General features: G+C 44.3%; 14 protein-coding genes and 1 pseudogene. 13 read left to right on the top strand and 2 right to left on the bottom strand.

Annotated elements, in window-relative coordinates:
• Positions 1-15 precede the first annotated feature (15 nt).
• A complete protein-coding gene (locus tag NSS66_RS06490; protein WP_445671356.1) occupies positions 16-978 on the top strand; it encodes an alpha/beta fold hydrolase in 963 nt (320 codons plus the stop codon).
• A 189-nt stretch (positions 979-1,167) separates the two neighbouring features.
• A pseudogene (locus NSS66_RS06485) lies at positions 1,168-1,371 on the top strand (ABC transporter ATP-binding protein); the annotation flags it as partial.
• Positions 1,372-1,505: 134 nt separating this feature from the next.
• On the opposite strand, the gene NSS66_RS06480 reads toward NSS66_RS06485, so the two are convergent.
• Entirely contained in the window at positions 1,506-2,723 is a 1,218-nt protein-coding gene (locus NSS66_RS06480; RefSeq protein WP_053325555.1) for an MFS transporter, read from the bottom strand.
• A gap of 389 nt (positions 2,724-3,112) precedes the next feature.
• On the opposite strand from NSS66_RS06480, the gene NSS66_RS06475 reads away from it, so the two are divergent.
• Positions 3,113-4,216, top strand: a complete 1,104-nt coding sequence (locus NSS66_RS06475) for a DUF3900 domain-containing protein (RefSeq protein WP_028541652.1) — start codon at positions 3,113-3,115, stop codon at positions 4,214-4,216.
• Between the two features lie 118 nt (positions 4,217-4,334).
• Here the strand turns inward: NSS66_RS06475 and NSS66_RS06470 are convergent, their stop codons facing one another.
• On the bottom strand, positions 4,335-5,264 hold the full coding sequence (locus NSS66_RS06470; RefSeq protein ID WP_053325554.1) for an L-lactate dehydrogenase: 930 nt from the start codon (positions 5,262-5,264) through the stop codon (positions 4,335-4,337).
• Positions 5,265-5,496: 232 nt separating this feature from the next.
• Between NSS66_RS06470 and NSS66_RS06465 the strand changes: the two genes are divergently transcribed.
• The 10 genes from NSS66_RS06465 (at position 5,497) to NSS66_RS06420 (ending at position 15,218) form a co-directional block, all read left to right on the top strand.
• Entirely contained in the window at positions 5,497-6,888 is a 1,392-nt protein-coding gene (locus NSS66_RS06465; protein ID WP_023988889.1) for an amino acid permease, read from the top strand.
• 164 nt (positions 6,889-7,052) lie between these two features.
• Positions 7,053-8,303 (top strand): WD40/YVTN/BNR-like repeat-containing protein, encoded by a 1,251-nt coding sequence (locus tag NSS66_RS06460; RefSeq protein WP_340958611.1) that lies wholly within the window; start codon positions 7,053-7,055, stop codon positions 8,301-8,303.
• Between the two features lie 153 nt (positions 8,304-8,456).
• Positions 8,457-8,639 carry a hypothetical protein gene (locus NSS66_RS06455; RefSeq protein ID WP_028541651.1) on the top strand — a complete coding sequence of 61 codons (183 nt, stop codon included), beginning with the start codon at positions 8,457-8,459 and terminating at the stop codon, positions 8,637-8,639.
• 188 nt (positions 8,640-8,827) lie between these two features.
• Complete coding sequence (locus tag NSS66_RS06450; protein ID WP_013371386.1) at positions 8,828-9,223, top strand: DUF2500 domain-containing protein; 396 nt, start codon at positions 8,828-8,830, stop codon at positions 9,221-9,223.
• A gap of 134 nt (positions 9,224-9,357) precedes the next feature.
• On the top strand, positions 9,358-10,107 hold the full coding sequence (locus NSS66_RS06445) for an SDR family NAD(P)-dependent oxidoreductase (RefSeq protein ID WP_023988886.1): 750 nt from the start codon (positions 9,358-9,360) through the stop codon (positions 10,105-10,107).
• Between the two features lie 120 nt (positions 10,108-10,227).
• Positions 10,228-10,650: a cell wall hydrolase gene (locus tag NSS66_RS06440; RefSeq protein ID WP_023988885.1), complete on the top strand. Its 423-nt coding sequence runs from the start codon at positions 10,228-10,230 to the stop codon at positions 10,648-10,650.
• Between the two features lie 56 nt (positions 10,651-10,706).
• The gene (gerQ, locus tag NSS66_RS06435) at positions 10,707-11,162 is read left to right on the top strand and encodes a spore coat protein GerQ (RefSeq protein ID WP_023988884.1); all 456 of its coding nucleotides are present in this window, start codon (positions 10,707-10,709) and stop codon (positions 11,160-11,162) included.
• A gap of 388 nt (positions 11,163-11,550) precedes the next feature.
• Positions 11,551-12,852 carry a hemolysin family protein gene (locus NSS66_RS06430; protein WP_175405309.1) on the top strand — a complete coding sequence of 434 codons (1,302 nt, stop codon included), beginning with the start codon at positions 11,551-11,553 and terminating at the stop codon, positions 12,850-12,852.
• 203 nt (positions 12,853-13,055) lie between these two features.
• Positions 13,056-14,063 carry a biotin synthase BioB gene (gene bioB, locus NSS66_RS06425; RefSeq protein WP_340958610.1) on the top strand — a complete coding sequence of 336 codons (1,008 nt, stop codon included), beginning with the start codon at positions 13,056-13,058 and terminating at the stop codon, positions 14,061-14,063.
• Positions 14,064-14,099: 36 nt separating this feature from the next.
• A complete protein-coding gene (locus NSS66_RS06420; RefSeq protein WP_340958609.1) occupies positions 14,100-15,218 on the top strand; it encodes a glycerol dehydrogenase in 1,119 nt (372 codons plus the stop codon).
• The last annotated feature ends 68 nt before the right edge of the window (positions 15,219-15,286 follow it).

The raw sequence follows: 15,286 nt of genomic DNA, 5'->3' as shown, positions 1-15,286 counted from the left end.
AAACGAAGAGAGGTAATGAAAATGAGGAATGGAACGAGAACAAATAAAGTACGAAGCATTTTGCTTAAAATAATAGGAACAATAATTATAGCAATCGTGCTTTTTCTAGCCGTTGTCTATACAGTTAATATTATCAGCAGCAAATCAGAGCAAGGAAAAATACAATCCTATGGTCAGTTCGTACCTGTAGATGGGAAAAAAATGAATGTTTTGATTCAAGGAAAAGGCGAAGAGACCGTCGTGTTACTACCAGGTTATGGAACAGCAGCACCAGCACTTGATTTTAAACCGCTAGTAGAAGAGCTATCTCCATTTTACAAAGTCATCGTTATTGAGCCTTTTGGTTATGGATTAAGTGATCTAACCGAAAAGGAACGAAACACAGAGAATATTGTAAGTGAAATTCATGAAGCTTTACAGAGTCTTAAAATTGACCGATATATTCTAATGGGTCATTCCATTGCAGGCATTTACGGACTGGATTATGTGAACAAATATGAAAACGAAGTGAGTGCTTTTGTCGGGATTGATAGCAGTGTTCCAACGCAAGGTGGTATGGATGCTGAATTACCAATAAAAACGTTTAAATTTCTCAAAAAATCAGGTTTAGCCAGATTGGTAATGAAACTTACTGGTGACCCATATGCTGGACTACACTATGATGATGAAACAAAAGAACAAATGAGAATTCTTTCTCTCAAAAACATGTATAATTCCAGCACCTCAAACGAAATGGAAAATATTTATCCTAATTTTAAAGCAGCTAAAAATTTAACATTCCCAAAAAATCTGCCCCTTATTTTCTTTATACAAGCGAATAATACAGATGTGGAAAGATGGATACCACTACATGAAGAGCAAGTCAAAAATTCTGTTCATGGAAAAGTAATGACACTTGAAGGAGAACATTATTTACACCATACCAAATCAAAGGAAATCGTTGAAAACTTCAGGAGCTTTATGAAAGAAATAAAATAAGTGCACTGAAAAAGGCACCTTCACTATTTTCTACAAATGTATAAGTGATATAAAAAACCGTCCTTTGGTCATATCCCTGTCAAGTAGACAGATGAAAAAAGCTATGCAGCCAGCGCGTGCGGATACTCAATCGGTGCGCGCTGTTTGAGTTAAGACTGAAATCACTCGTAGTTATAAAAGTAGAGACAACAACAGGCAGGTGAGCGTATCGTCCAATTGCTGAACGAGCCAGTGATGCTGGGTGACCAGCTGCCTTCGGAAAGACACGACATTGAGCTGAGGCGCATAAGTTTTGGGTATGGTGACCAGCCTGTACTGCGGGATGTGAGCAGGCTTATGCCATTCCATTCTTTCACAGCGCTTGTAGGTCCTTCTGGTAGCGGAAAAAGTACGGCCTGTATGCACGATTGTGGAAAAGACAGCATGAAGGAAGAGAGTCATAATCTGTATGAAATCATGATACAAACATTAAGAAACCGCCCCCGGAGGATGCCATATCATATCTCCAGGGGCGGTTTCTTTTGCTGTTATTTAGAATCATCGGCTATGACAGCTTGTACGGGCTGCCTGTCACGAAGCAATGGTAACAATAGCATCGCTCCGACCAAAAACAAGCCGGCGCTCACGGTATATACGGTGTTCAGGGAGGATTCGTGTTTGAGTGTTCCGCCGATACTCATACCGACGACCATCATCCCAGAGAACAGGGGAGAGAGGGCACCACCGACGCGGCCGATAAAAGCAGCTTCGGCGTTTTTCATCATCATTGTGTTGATACCGATATGAATGCAAGGATAAAATAGGCCGCTGAAAACTTGTAGTGCCATGGTCAGCACAATATTGTGTGACCATCCGACACCAAAGGTTGTCAGTGTGCTGACCAAAAGTCCGGCCACCAGCAGCAATTGCGGCTGTGCTTTTTTGGCAACCCCCATAATCAGGCCGCCTCCCACCAGCATAGCCGCTCCGTTCGCCATTAACGGCCATTGCAGGAATTCCTTGTTTTGTCCAAGGTTCTCGATGGCGACAAAAACCATTAATGGTTGAATAAGTCCGACCGCCAGCCCAATTACGGTAAATGTTCCCCCAAGCGTGCGAAGTGTGCGGTTATTCCATACATAACGTATTCCTTCTTTAAGATCTTGAATGAAATGAGTTGGTTGATCATCTATCTCAAGTGATTGTTCATCTTGTGGAATGCGAGTCAGAACAAGCGCCGAGATGAGAAACAATATTCCGGTTATAGACATTGAAGTGAAAATTCCAAAGTGTTGATAAATAAATGTACCGATAACAGGGCCGATAACCATAAATAATGCCATGAGAGATTGAAAAAGGGCCATCACTCCCTGTAGCTGTTCTGGTGCTACATGCTGCTTAAATATCTTCATCGCAGACGGCTGAGAAAATTGAGATAGAATGGCTGAAAAGAAAGTGGACAGCAAAAGCACCTGCCATGACCCGTACCATAATGCCAACAAAACAATAAAAATAGAGGCCGCGGATAGCAAATCGCAACTAATCATGGTCCGTTTGGGCCGCCAACGGTCCGCGAATGTTCCTCCAATGATAGCGAACAGAAAAATAGGCATGAATTCAGCAACCGAAATGAGCGATACGTATACGGGATCATTATTAGTCAAATCTGTTACATACAACAGTATGGCAAAGTTGCGCACCCAAATGCCCAAATTTAGCAGCGCATTGGAGGCGATAATGGTCCTTATATATGGATTTTTAAACAACAACAAACTCTCCTTTCCTGTTTTCAGGGCGCAACCCCCTTGAAATATCATTTTATATAAACAAAATATATTTTTGTCTATATAATAATAGATAATATAATAAATCAACTACTTATTAGTCAAATGTTTTTTGAAATCATGAAGAAAGTAGAGCATGGAAAATAAAGAGGTCAATGATCCTTAAGGACGTGAATTAGAATAGTGGTAAAAGTACTCACTTTAAACTTGTGAATTGGGAATGATAGCTAAACGAAAAAATGATCAACATAATAAATATTATGTTAACTAAAATGTTTATCTAGTAATAGGGATCTGAATCCGATGTACCTTTTAAAATCATAGTGATATAATTACGCGTACATGCCTGAAAAGGAGCGAATGGAACGTAAATGAACTTTCAAGTGGATTTTTTATCTTTTTTTGTAATTCAGGTAGATGGAAAAGAAGGACAGGGTGGTAAGTCCTATAAGCATTACGCTACAATGGACGACTACGATTATGACGAAAGCGATGTTAAAAAGTTTCTGGACGGGGAATTTGCTCGTATTAGCAAGCGTAAGGTTGAAAAAAACCCCAGCACAGAGCAGGCACCGACCAAAATCGGCCGCTTTATCGTCGAACCGGAGCATGAATTGAGCAGTAATCCGAATTTCAATATGTTCGCCCGACTGCGGGCAGCAGAGGATAAGGAAGATTTTAAAAATGCTTGTGACGATCTGGTGCGGATGTATCTGGATACGAGCGCAGTACGCGGCGGAGCGCTAATCATTGTACAGGCTACCTTGAATACACACTCGGATGATCCGTTTATTTTTGTGCTTAAATGTGATTTTGAACCTAAAATTGCCAGAATTACTGAAAGCAGTCTGGTGAGTGAGGTCGAAATGGCTATTTCTGCCCGTAATATGAAATCCATCATGTATCCTTACATGCTTGAGGAAGGGATGAACGATGAGTGGGAGCTTAAAATTCACCAGTCTTCGCATGCCCGGTATTTTGAAGATTTTTTGAAATTCGTGACCTATGAGCAATCCATGCCGGAAATCGTCAATGAGCATGTCATGGGCTTCGTTCAGAACTATGTAGAAACCAAATGGCCGGATGCATCTAATGAGGAAAGACAGCAGGAAGAGCGCGATCTGGAATTGTGGGCGGCTAGCGAAAAACGGGATCTGCAAGGGAAATGGGAACCCCTTCAGGTCGTAGAGGCTGCACAGCATATTGTCGAGCTGAAACCAGAAATTGAAGTTCGTTTCAAACTAGATGATACGGCCGTGCGTGGGCTACTGTCCGACTTTGGCGCCAAACTGCATATCACGAAACTTCATGATAGATATGCACTTATTATTGAAGGTGATGCATTTACGTTTGAAAAGGGATTTTCACCGATTGAGTTACTCCAACCTGAATCGTTTGAAACGGTGGCTGAGCGGCTAAAAGAGAAACGCCAGCATGAAAATGAGGACGTGGATGGCGATACGCCACCTTGGTAATTCGAATGCATAGCAGGACGACAAACTGAACTTTTACATTATAATGACTAAAAAACTGGCCTCTCAACGGATATTACCGCTGTGGAGGCCAGTTTTGTTTAGTATTTATGTTCGCGATCTACATATGAACTTTGCTAATTTGATCCTTCAGCTTGTCCGCAGATTGAAGCAATCTTGCACGTTCCTCGTCATTGAGCGGAAGATCCAAAATTTCACGTACCCCATTGTGATCTACAATACTTGGAACACCTAAATATACGTCAGATACTCCGTTATAATTTTCCAGCAAGGTGGACACATTAAGTACCGACCCCTCGTCCCCGAGAATGGCGGCTACGATTCGGTCGAGAGCCAGCCCGATAGCATAAGAAGTTGCGCCTTTAGCATCTATAATTTCATAGGCAGCATTCTTGGTATTTTCAAAAATTTCATTTTTCGTTTCTTCACCCAGTTCCAGTGGAGTTCCAGCTACGTTGGCTGTGCTCCATACAGGTAACTCGGAGTCACCGTGTTCTCCAATAATATGGGCGTGGATGCTTCGTGGATCGATGCCCTTTTGCTTCCCGATCAAATAACGGAAGCGTGCGCTGTCCAGCAACGTACCTGACCCAATGACTCTGCTTGAAGGCCAACCACTGCGTTTCCAAGAGATGTAGGAGAGAATGTCCACTGGATTGGTAGCGATCAGCAAAATGCCGTGTGTATTGACCTTAACGATATTATCAATGATACTTTCAAAAATTTCGGCATTACGCTTCAGCAAATCAATGCGCGTTTCTCCCGGCTTTTGTGAAGCCCCTGCTGTAACAATAATGATATCTGCATCACGGCAGTCTTCATAATCACCTGCCCACACTTTGACACCGCCGAGAAAGGGAAGCCCATGATTCATATCGAGCATTTCCCCCTTCGCCTTTTTGACGTTGACATCAATAAAGACAAGTTCTGACATGCGTTGGCGCAGCAGTAGGGTATAGCCGGTTGTTGTACCAACCGCTCCCATGCCGACAATGGCCACTCTACTTCGTTTGTAAGGTTTTAAGCTCATAAAATCCTCATCTCCTTCTCGGGTTGAATACCTTTTCATTTTGGGGTATTTCTTAAAAATTTATCTTTCCAACTTAGTGTACCGTATATATTTACCCACCGCAAAGAAATATGACATTTTTCCTTGACTTCAAAGACGAGCTCGCTAATAATTAATCGAATGATAAGAACACGCACTAAAGCGTTGCAGCACCGATATTGACGCATGAAATTATGGAAAGAGGATTCGGCATATGGACTTATTTCGAAAAAAAACAGGACTGCTCCCGCATGAGGAAAGCGGATCTACAGGTCACTTAAAGAGAACAATGGGTGCCTTTGATCTCACCATGCTAGGTGTAGGATGTATTATCGGTACTGGGATTTTTGTTATTACTGGCAAGGCAGCAGCAGAAAATGCAGGTCCTGGATTGATGCTCTCCTTTGTTATTGCAGGTATTGCCTGCGTACTAGCAGCCTTGTGTTATGCGGAGCTTTCATCTACAGTTCCCGCAGCTGGGAGCGCTTATGCGTATAGTTATATTGTATTTGGAGAAATTTTGGCCTGGGTACTGGGGTGGGACCTGATTCTGGAATACGGAGTGGCGGCCGCCTCTGTGAGTAGTGGATGGTCTGCTTACTTTCAAGGCTTGCTGGCTGGATTTGATGTACATTTACCGCTGGCTTTAACCGCAGCCTTCGATTCAACTAAGGGAACCATTATTGATCTACCAGCCGTGTGCATCATTATGCTCATTACACTGTTACTGAGTCTCGGAGCCAAGGAGACGGTCCGATTCAATTTAATAATGGTTTGTGTTAAAGTAGGAGTTGTATTGCTATTTATTGGGATCGGTATCTTTTATGTTAAGCCTGACAACTGGACACCATTTTTGCCTTATGGTTTTTCTGGTGTTTTGAGTGCTGCGGCAATCGTATTTTTTGCTTATCTGGGTTTTGATGCCATCTCAACTGCAGCCGAAGAGGTTCGCAATCCGCAGCGGAATATGCCCATCGGCATTATTTCTTCTCTAGCGATCTGCACGGTACTGTATATTGCGGTTTCAGTTGTACTAACTGGAATGGTACCTTATACGCAGTTGGGGGTAAGTGATCCTGTTGCGTTTGCTCTCCGCTTTATTCATCAGGATTTTGTAGCCGGATTGATTTCAGTCGGTGCGATTGCGGGGATGACCACCGTTTTACTGGTGCTGTTGTTTGGTCAAACGCGGTTAATTTTCTCTATGTCACGTGATGGCCTTTTACCCGTTTTTTTATCCAAAATAAATGCCAAAACTCAAACACCGATACGAAGCACTTGGCTGGTGGGCAGCATTATCGCATTGGCTAGTGGATTGTTTCCATTACATGCACTGACCAATTTGACGAGTATTGGAACCCTGTTCGCTTTTGCTGTGGTATCGGTAGGGGTTATCGTGCTGCGCAAGAAACGCCCTGATTTGAAAAGAGGCTTTACCGTGCCGTGGGTGCCGTTGCTCCCGCTTTTAAGTGCTTTGGTTTGCATCGGTCTGATGCTTCAGCTTCATATTAGCACCTGGATTGGATTTATTGTGTGGCTCCTGCTTGGATTGCTGATCTATTTCTTCTATGGATACCACAAAAGTTTGTTGAACCGTAAATCTTAATAAATTCTAGTATAAAAAAAGCCGGCATCCTGCACTTTTGTGAAGGGTCCGGTTTTTTTTGACATTACGCGAAAAGTGTCACATAGAGGCGTTTATGGTATAATTCTGTTTCAGATAAGCTTTTGGCACGTGATTACAGCATGCCATCGAGGGAGGATTTTTATATGAAACTGCGCTGGCGTGCGCTCTTAGGGGGAGTACTGCTACTGACGGGCATTCTACTGACTGCCTGTTCTGCTGAAGCCCCAGAAACGTTAACTAAACCTCCGATTGAGGAACCTGATGACCAGGGTCAGACGATTACTATTAATCCACCAGTGACTCCAAAGGTGGGCGATCCCAACGCCAAATATGTAGTTCAGACGCGAATAGCGGATTTTCATTTAATTGATAACAATAAAGGGTTAGTTTGGGGAGTTACCCATAATGAGCTCCGGCTTTATGATACTCATGATGGCGGAAAGACATGGAATAATATTTCCCCCTCCGAAAATGTCCAATTTCAAGACAAACTTGAATATGGAAAGGACATCAGTTTCACTGATTCTCGTCACGGTTGGGTTGTCCGTCAAAATTTGGACAAAACAGCAACCGTCATTCTGAGAACAGCAGATGGAGGACAGAGCTGGGATGTTTCAGCGCTTCCAAGCGGGGATCATGTGAGCTCGATTCAATATGTAAATCCAACTACTGGCTGGATCATGGCATATGTAAAACTGAATGAGCAGGATCAACAAAAACTGTTGTATCACACCACTGACGGGGGAGCCACGTGGAATAAAGTTGCGCAAAGTTCTGGTACGACATCCAACAAAACAGGCTCAGGTTTACCCGATCGGGGCAGTCTGGCAGGAATGAGCTTTTCTTCCAACAATCAGGGATTTGTAGCGATCAATCTGGATAGCAGTATTAAGTTATACAAGACTTCGAATCAAGGGAAAACCTGGACTCCGGTAGCTAACAGAATACAAGGCTGCCCTCAGGCCAAAGCAGAAGCTCAGCAGTCTCTGAAAGGGAGCAGTTCCTCGTATTGGATTCCGGTTCTTTGCTATGGGGCTAACGGCACAAAATATAATGGACTGTTTACAAATGATACAGGGGCCCAATGGAGCGGTGTGCCTTTGGGTCTGAGTAGCAACATTAATTCTATTATCCCTGGACGTACGTTTCTAAACGAAAAGGAAGGGTGGATCATAACTGAAACCGGAATGAGCCGTACATTGGATGGGGGAAAGACGTGGACAAGTCTCACAGGCAACAAAGTGCTACCTTTGAAGCTAAAAGACTACCCACGATCGGTCAAGCTCCGTTTCGCTTCTTCTTCGGTGGGTTGGCTCCTTTTGGAACGCCTTGATGATAAGAAGTCACTGCTGCTGAAGACGACGGACGGCGGTGCGAACTGGAGAATTTTATAATCGCTATAAAGCTGATTGCCCTGGGGTGTTTTTCCCAGGGCGTTTTATTTTTAAAAAATTTAAATTTTATACGACTATATGTGAAAAAAATCACAAACCAACGAATAAGCCGCTGTTATACTAAACCTGTAAACAACGATAGGAGTGATAATCATGACAGCGAATCAGGATCATATGTTAACCCAATACTACCTTCAATTTTGTTATACTTGCCAGGATGCCTATGGTTGCACGACTGAAGAGGACTGCAAGCAGTGTGCAGAGCGTTACGCTGAAGACGAAGATCATGAAGTTCTGGATGAAACACAACGTTATCTCCAGCTTGTACATGTGTAAATCGATGCATCATTCTGATATCGCCATATCTTGAGCCTCCCGGACTATTCCGTGGGGGCTCTTGGCGTTCTTGAGAGTTGCTATCAAATTTGGGCAGGAACATACATATACTATTATAGAAAGCTTAGGTCAGGTCAGGATGCCCGGTAGTTTCCCTGTGGAATGCCTGGCGGAGAGGAGTGCGGTGCATGGGATTTGAGTCATTATGGATGTTCGATTGGCTGGGCACGGTACTGCCCGTATTTTTCGTTGTCGTGTTGGGAATTGTCGTGTTGTCTGCAGGCAGGGAAGTCATGGAATGGAGTCGGAATAAAAGACAGCCTGTATTGACGGTCGGTTCCCGAATTACAGCCAGAAGGACACATCTCCAACAGAGGCGGCAGGAGGAACAAGGGACTCGTACCTATACTTTCTATTACGTAACCTTCGAGGTGGAGAGTGGCGACCGGATGGAGTTCAAGGTATCTGGGGAAGAATATGGTCAATGCGCTGAAGGTGATGAGGGACGGCTTACTTTTCAGGGTACAAGGTATATCGGGTTTCAGCGTCTTAATCGCTATAGCTTGGAACAGGTTAAAATGTAGATTTCAGTCTAATGTTCTTGGATTCATTTACAGCCTTCTGCGAGAAATCAGGGTAGGGGGCTGTAGATGTTTCTTGTACAGCACATTTTGGTACATATATATTAGAACAGAGTAGTTCAGAGGAGGAATGATTTGTGTCATTTGAGGGACAAGTTGTTATTGTAACAGGAGCGGCGCATGGCATCGGGAAAGAGGTCGCTTTTGCCTACGCTGCTCAGGGTGCCCATGTTGTATTTGCGGACCACAATGAGGAAGAGGGTGCCGCAGCCGCTGCAGCGGCCCGGAACGAAGGCTATCAGGCCATTTTTATTCCTTGTGATGTGCGGAAGGAAGAGGATATTGTAGCGCTAATCCGTGCCACGGAAGAAGAATACGGTACGATTCATACGCTAATTAACAACGCTGGCGTGTCCAAATGGAAATCTCCATATGAGTTAACGATAGCAGAATGGGATGACATTTTGAATACAAACGTACGCAGCTGTTTTATTGCCACTAGGGAAGCGGCTAAGGTAATGAAACGAAACGTAGAAGGTGGCTCTGTGGTCAATATGACCTCTACACGAGCTTTCATGTCAGAGCCGGATACAGAAGCCTACGCGGCATCCAAAGGAGCCATTGCGGCCCTTACACACGCGATGGCTATGTCGCTAGGAAAGGACGGGATTCAGGTCAATTGCATCAGTCCAGGGTGGATTGAAACCGGGGATTATGAGCAACTGCGTGCAGAAGACCATCAACAGCATCCGTCTGGGCGAGTAGGAACCCCTAAAGACATCGCACGGGCCTGTCTGTATTTGACACAACCCGGCAATGATTTTGTAACAGGCACGAATCTGGTAGTAGATGGTGGCATGACGCGCAAAATGATTTATGAGCCATAATAAAAGCCTAAATGAGTAGTCCCAGTCTTGGGGCTATTTTTTTGTTTTTCTGGACTGTCACCCATTGGGCATTTGTACCATACGATAGGGTATGTGATGGAGAAGCGAGGAGGGGACGCGGTGGCTGTAATCAAGACCAACTCAGAGGATGTAAGGACCCTCGCCCGACTGATGCGGGCTGAGGCCGAAGGCGAAGGAGAGCAGGGAATGCTCATGGTCGGTAATGTTGGGGTGAACCGGATTTTATCCAATTGCCTGGATTTCCAGGGCATACGTATGATGAATGACATGGTGTTTCAAAGCCCCGGCGGGTTTGAGGCTACTCAGAAGGGGTATTTTTATCAGAAAGCCCGTGATCGGGACATTCGACTTGCCCAGCGTGTAATCAATGGAGAGAAAATACGTCCGGCATCCAATTCATTATGGTTTTTCAGACCTGCCGGAGACTGCCCAGATACCTGGTATAGCCAGGTCAATACCGGACGTTTTAAAGCCCACTGCTTTTTTAGCCCGACTGTACAGGATTGTCCTAATGTATATTAGACAATTTACAGAATGGCTTGAAGAATTAAATTTAAACCATTTTAGGAGGAATTTACATGATTTCACAGCAAGCTTACCGTCCCGTATCTTATGCTTCCGGCAATGGGTATCCCGAATGGCCAAGAGGGATGACTCCAATCGGAACCATGCAGCCTATGACTGGCTTTCCACCTCAAGTAAGTAGTGGCAGCCCTATGACACCAACGGGTACCGTAGTGCAGGTTCAGACTCCGCAATACGAGCAATCATACATCGAAAATATTTTACGCTTGAACTTAGGAAAAACGGGAACTTTTTATATGACCTATGAAAATAACCGGGAATGGAATGCGAAAATATTCAAAGGCATTCTGGAAGCAGCAGGTCGGGACCACATTATTATTAGTGATCCGGCGACGGGCAAACGGACCATTCTACTAATGCTAAACCTGGACTATGCAACATTTGATGAGCCGTTGTTGTACCAATATCCCGGCGTCATCGGGAACCCGGGTGCATCCCCGGTTCGCTGATGCCTTCATATATATGAGTCTACATCCTCTGCCAGACGGCAGGGGATGTATTTTGTTTATAATCTTTCTCAAATATAGTAGCTTTCTTGATGGTAAGCGGCGAAAACGAGAGCTTTACAACCTAAATGATAGAGGAGCTGTTTTTTCTGACATTGCTTGTGGTTTGACTGTATAGAGTATAGTTATATAATTAAATATAAGCTGATGAATGATCTAATCATTTATGCGGAATATGGCTTTGGAAGCCGGAAGGAGTGAATGTGTTGGGAAGTTGACGCTGCTTATGATGTGTTATCGTTCTGTCTATGATGAAACTATCCGAAGGAGGTGCGCCTGTCTGCCGTAATGACGGCTGATGGGGAGCATATTGAGTGACCCTTTACCGAGTATGTTTAACTTATTTATTGTTTTTGCATTAGTACTATTGAATGGTTTTTTTGTATCTGCGGAATTTGCCATGGTGAAGGTCAGAGGCAGCCGTATTGAAACATTGGTGGAAGCGGGCAATAAAAAGGCCGTGTACGCCGCCAATATGTTACACAACTTGGACGCTTATTTGTCTGCCTGCCAGTTGGGTATTACACTAGCATCGTTGGGACTAGGATGGATCGGAGAGCCGGCCATCGCACATTTGATCGAACCTGTATTTACAGCCGCCGGATTAGGAGCGGTATATGTGCACGGTACTGCCGTGGTTATTGCATTTATTGTCATTACGATTCTGCATATTGTCTTGGGTGAATTGGCGCCCAAAACGATAGCTATTCGTAAATCTGAGACCATTACGCTGTATTCAGCCATGCTGATGACTTGGTTTTACAAGTTGATGTATCCATTCATATGGGCGTTGAATGGAATGGCGAACAGCCTGCTGCGTTTATTCCGTCTGGAGCCGGTATCCGAGAATGACGATTCCGCGCATACCGGAGATGAAATACGCATTCTGATGAAAGAAAGCAATAAGAGCGGACTAATTGATAATACGGAATTGGCGCTTGTTGATAATATATTTGATTTTACCGACACGACCGCCAGGGAAATCATGATTCCGCGAACTGAGATGATCTGCTTATACAGTAATGAGTCCACAGAAGAAAATCTCGCGATTGCGACGGAAAGCATGAGAACCCGTTATCCAATCTGCGCCGAAGATAAGGACCATATTATCGGCTTTATCCATATTAAGGACCTTCTACGGGCGAACACACTGGATACCCGTACGATGATTCGACCGATTCTTGCTGTCCCTGAATCTACGCAAATTAGTGATCTGCTCAAACGCATGCAGCGTAGCAAGACGCAAATCGCAATTTTGATTGATGAATATGGCGGTACATCGGGTATGGTAACACTGGAAGATATTATGGAAGAAATCGTTGGTGAAATTCAGGATGAGTTCGATCAGGAACGTCCGAGTTGTGAGCAGATTAATGACGAGGAATTTTCCATTGACGGCATGTTATTAATTGATGAAGTGAACGATCGCTTTGGACTGGATCTTGATCATGAGGATTATGATACGGTAGGGGGCTGGCTATACTCACATGTCGAGGTTATTCCCCCACTGCCTGGCCAGTCTGTAGTGTTTGAGGGATGTATGTTCACGGTAGAAGAAGTTGAAAACAAGCGGATTTCACGTATTCGGCTGATAAAACAGCCTATCATCGTGGAAGAAGCAGGAGTCTCATAACGGAATAAATCTAGAGAGCGACCTTGAACGATGTGGGGTCGCTTTTTATTTTGTCTTCTTTACAGAATGGACATGAATTGATATGATGTTCGTGTAATTGTCAACCTTATTATAATTCTTTAGGTTGACAATAAAAAAAGAACTTCTCTACGCTGAAAATCTTATCCATTTACCTGATCATTAAATTTTGGGAGGCAAGAAGTATGAATTTACTAAACAAGGTTATAGAATGGGACTCGTTGGCTGAAAAAGCAATACACGGCAGCCGTGTATTGCTGGAAGAAGGCATAGCGGTACTGGAAGCCGACGATGAAGAATTATTACCGATTATGCAAGCTTCATTTCGGGTGCGGCATCATTTCTATGAAAAAAAAGTAAAGCTCAACATGATCATCAATGCCAAAAGTGGCCTATGCCCGGAGGATTGCGGTTATTGCTCACAATCTATCGTATCCACGGCGCCTGTGAGCAAGTACAGTATGTTGGACAAGGAATCACTATTGGCTGGAGCTAGGGAAGCAGTAGCGCGGAGAGCAGGGACGTATTGTATCGTGGCTTCCGGCAAAGGTCCAACAGATCGAGAACTGGATCAGGTGATTGAGGCAGTACAAGAAATTAATCGCACGATGCCGCTCAAAATTTGCGCCTGCTTAGGGATTCTCAAGGGAGATCAGGCACGGCGGTTGGCAGAGGCTGGGGTACATCGATACAATCATAATTTAAATACAAGTAAGGCCAACTATCCTTCGATTACAACTACACATACATACGATCAACGCGTCGAAACTGTGAAAATGGCTCAATCTCACGGAATGTCTCCATGCTCTGGCGTTATTATCGGGATGGGGGAAACGAATGAGGAAATCGTTCAAATGGCTTATGCCTTACGGGAGTTAGATGCTGACTCTATTCCGGTTAACTTCTTGAATCCAGTCCCTGGAACCCCGTTGGAGGGAGCAAAGCGAATATCACCTATCCAAGCTTTGAAGGTGCTGGCACTGTTCCGCTTCATCTGTCCATCCAAAGAAATACGCGTTGCAGGTGGACGAGAGTTGAATTTACGCTCGTTACAACCGCTATGCCTGTATGCAGCGAATTCAATTTTTGTAGGAGATTATTTAACGACAGAAGGCCAAGAGGTCACATTTGATCATCAAATGATTGAAGATCTTGGTTTCGAAATTGAGATGTGTGCCCTTTCAACCGTATAATAGAAATTGTACAAACTTGGAAGGGAGAGTTAAACGATGAGCGAAAAAGTATTTATTAGTCCAGGTAAATATGTGCAAGGGAAAAATGTGATTGATAAAACAGGTGAGTATGTTAAGCCATTAGGTCATATTGCCTTGGTTATTGCGGACAAGCTGGTTTGGGAGATCGCAGCCGACCGCGTAGTAAAAAGTCTGGAACAGGCTGATATTACGGCGGTTAAAATTGAGTTTCAAGGGGAAGCATCGAAAAATGAAGTCAACCGTATTGCGGATCAGGGACGAAGCGCCCAGGTCGATATTGTCATTGGTGTAGGTGGTGGTAAAACGCTGGATACGGCCAAAGCCGTTAATGAACTACTCGGTTCCTCGGTTGTGATTATTCCAACAACCGCTTCTACAGATGCACCCACCAGTGCACTATCCGTTTTGTACACCGATGAGGGTGCATTTGATACCTATTCCTTTTTCAGTAAAAATCCGAGCTTGATTTTGGTGGACACGAAAGTCATTTCTCAAGCACCGCCTTTGTTCCTCTCCTCAGGCATTGCGGATGCTATGGCAACGTGGATTGAAGCCCGTGCGGTCATTGAAGCTCGCGCAACGACGATGGCTGGTGGTTTGCCAACCTTGGCGGCAGAAGCCATTGCGACCAAGTGTGAGGAAGTTCTTTTCGATTACGGACTGCAGGCTTACGAATCCGTGAAACGCAAAGTCGTCACACCTGCGCTTGAAGCGGTAGTGGAAGCCAATACGTTGCTAAGCGGTTTGGGCTTTGAAAGCGGCGGTTTGGCAGGCGCACATGCGATTCACAATGGTTTTACCGTTCTGGAAGGAGACATTCATCACCTGACACATGGTCAGAAGGTAGCTTTTGGCACCTTAGTCCAGCTTGCCTTGGAAAAAAGACCTTTGTCCGAGGTGGAGCGGTATATTGACTTTTATCTAAAACTCGATCTGCCTGTCACGCTGGAAGACATTAAGCTCCAGGAAGCTTCCCGAGAGGATTTGTACCGGGTAGCTCAGGCTGCTACCAAAGAAGGCGAAACTGCTCACAATCTACCATTTGCTGTCACAGCGGATGATGTGCTTGATGCGATTTTAGCGGCTGACCAGTATTCACTTGCCTACAAGGCTAAAATTGGATATAGAAACTAACCCCATACGAAATAAAGTAGAATCAAAGGTCGCTGATCAGCGGCCTTTTTCCCATTATTTAACTTGCA

The sequence above is a fragment of the Paenibacillus sp. FSL R10-2748 genome (assembly GCF_038005565.1).
In the GTDB taxonomy this organism is placed as follows: Bacteria; Bacillota; Bacilli; order Paenibacillales; family Paenibacillaceae; genus Paenibacillus; species Paenibacillus polymyxa_B.
Note: the sequence above shows the minus strand (reverse complement) of the source record. Positions and strands in the feature narration are given on the sequence as shown.

Excerpts from the sequence above, each read along its gene's own strand:
- NSS66_RS06490 (WP_445671356.1), top strand. The coding sequence starts at position 16 with ATGAAAATGAGGAATGGAACGAGAACAAATAAAGTACGAAGCATTTTG.
- NSS66_RS06475 (WP_028541652.1), top strand. The coding sequence starts at position 3,113 with ATGAACTTTCAAGTGGATTTTTTATCTTTTTTTGTAATTCAGGTAGAT.
- NSS66_RS06470 (WP_053325554.1), bottom strand. The coding sequence starts at position 5,264 with ATGAGCTTAAAACCTTACAAACGAAGTAGAGTGGCCATTGTCGGCATG.
- NSS66_RS06465 (WP_023988889.1), top strand. The coding sequence starts at position 5,497 with ATGGACTTATTTCGAAAAAAAACAGGACTGCTCCCGCATGAGGAAAGC.
- NSS66_RS06460 (WP_340958611.1), top strand. The coding sequence starts at position 7,053 with ATGAAACTGCGCTGGCGTGCGCTCTTAGGGGGAGTACTGCTACTGACG.
- NSS66_RS06455 (WP_028541651.1), top strand. The coding sequence starts at position 8,457 with ATGACAGCGAATCAGGATCATATGTTAACCCAATACTACCTTCAATTT.
- NSS66_RS06450 (WP_013371386.1), top strand. The coding sequence starts at position 8,828 with ATGGGATTTGAGTCATTATGGATGTTCGATTGGCTGGGCACGGTACTG.
- gerQ (WP_023988884.1), top strand. The coding sequence starts at position 10,707 with ATGATTTCACAGCAAGCTTACCGTCCCGTATCTTATGCTTCCGGCAAT.
- NSS66_RS06430 (WP_175405309.1), top strand. The coding sequence starts at position 11,551 with ATGTTTAACTTATTTATTGTTTTTGCATTAGTACTATTGAATGGTTTT.
- bioB (WP_340958610.1), top strand. The coding sequence starts at position 13,056 with ATGAATTTACTAAACAAGGTTATAGAATGGGACTCGTTGGCTGAAAAA.
- NSS66_RS06420 (WP_340958609.1), top strand. The coding sequence starts at position 14,100 with ATGAGCGAAAAAGTATTTATTAGTCCAGGTAAATATGTGCAAGGGAAA.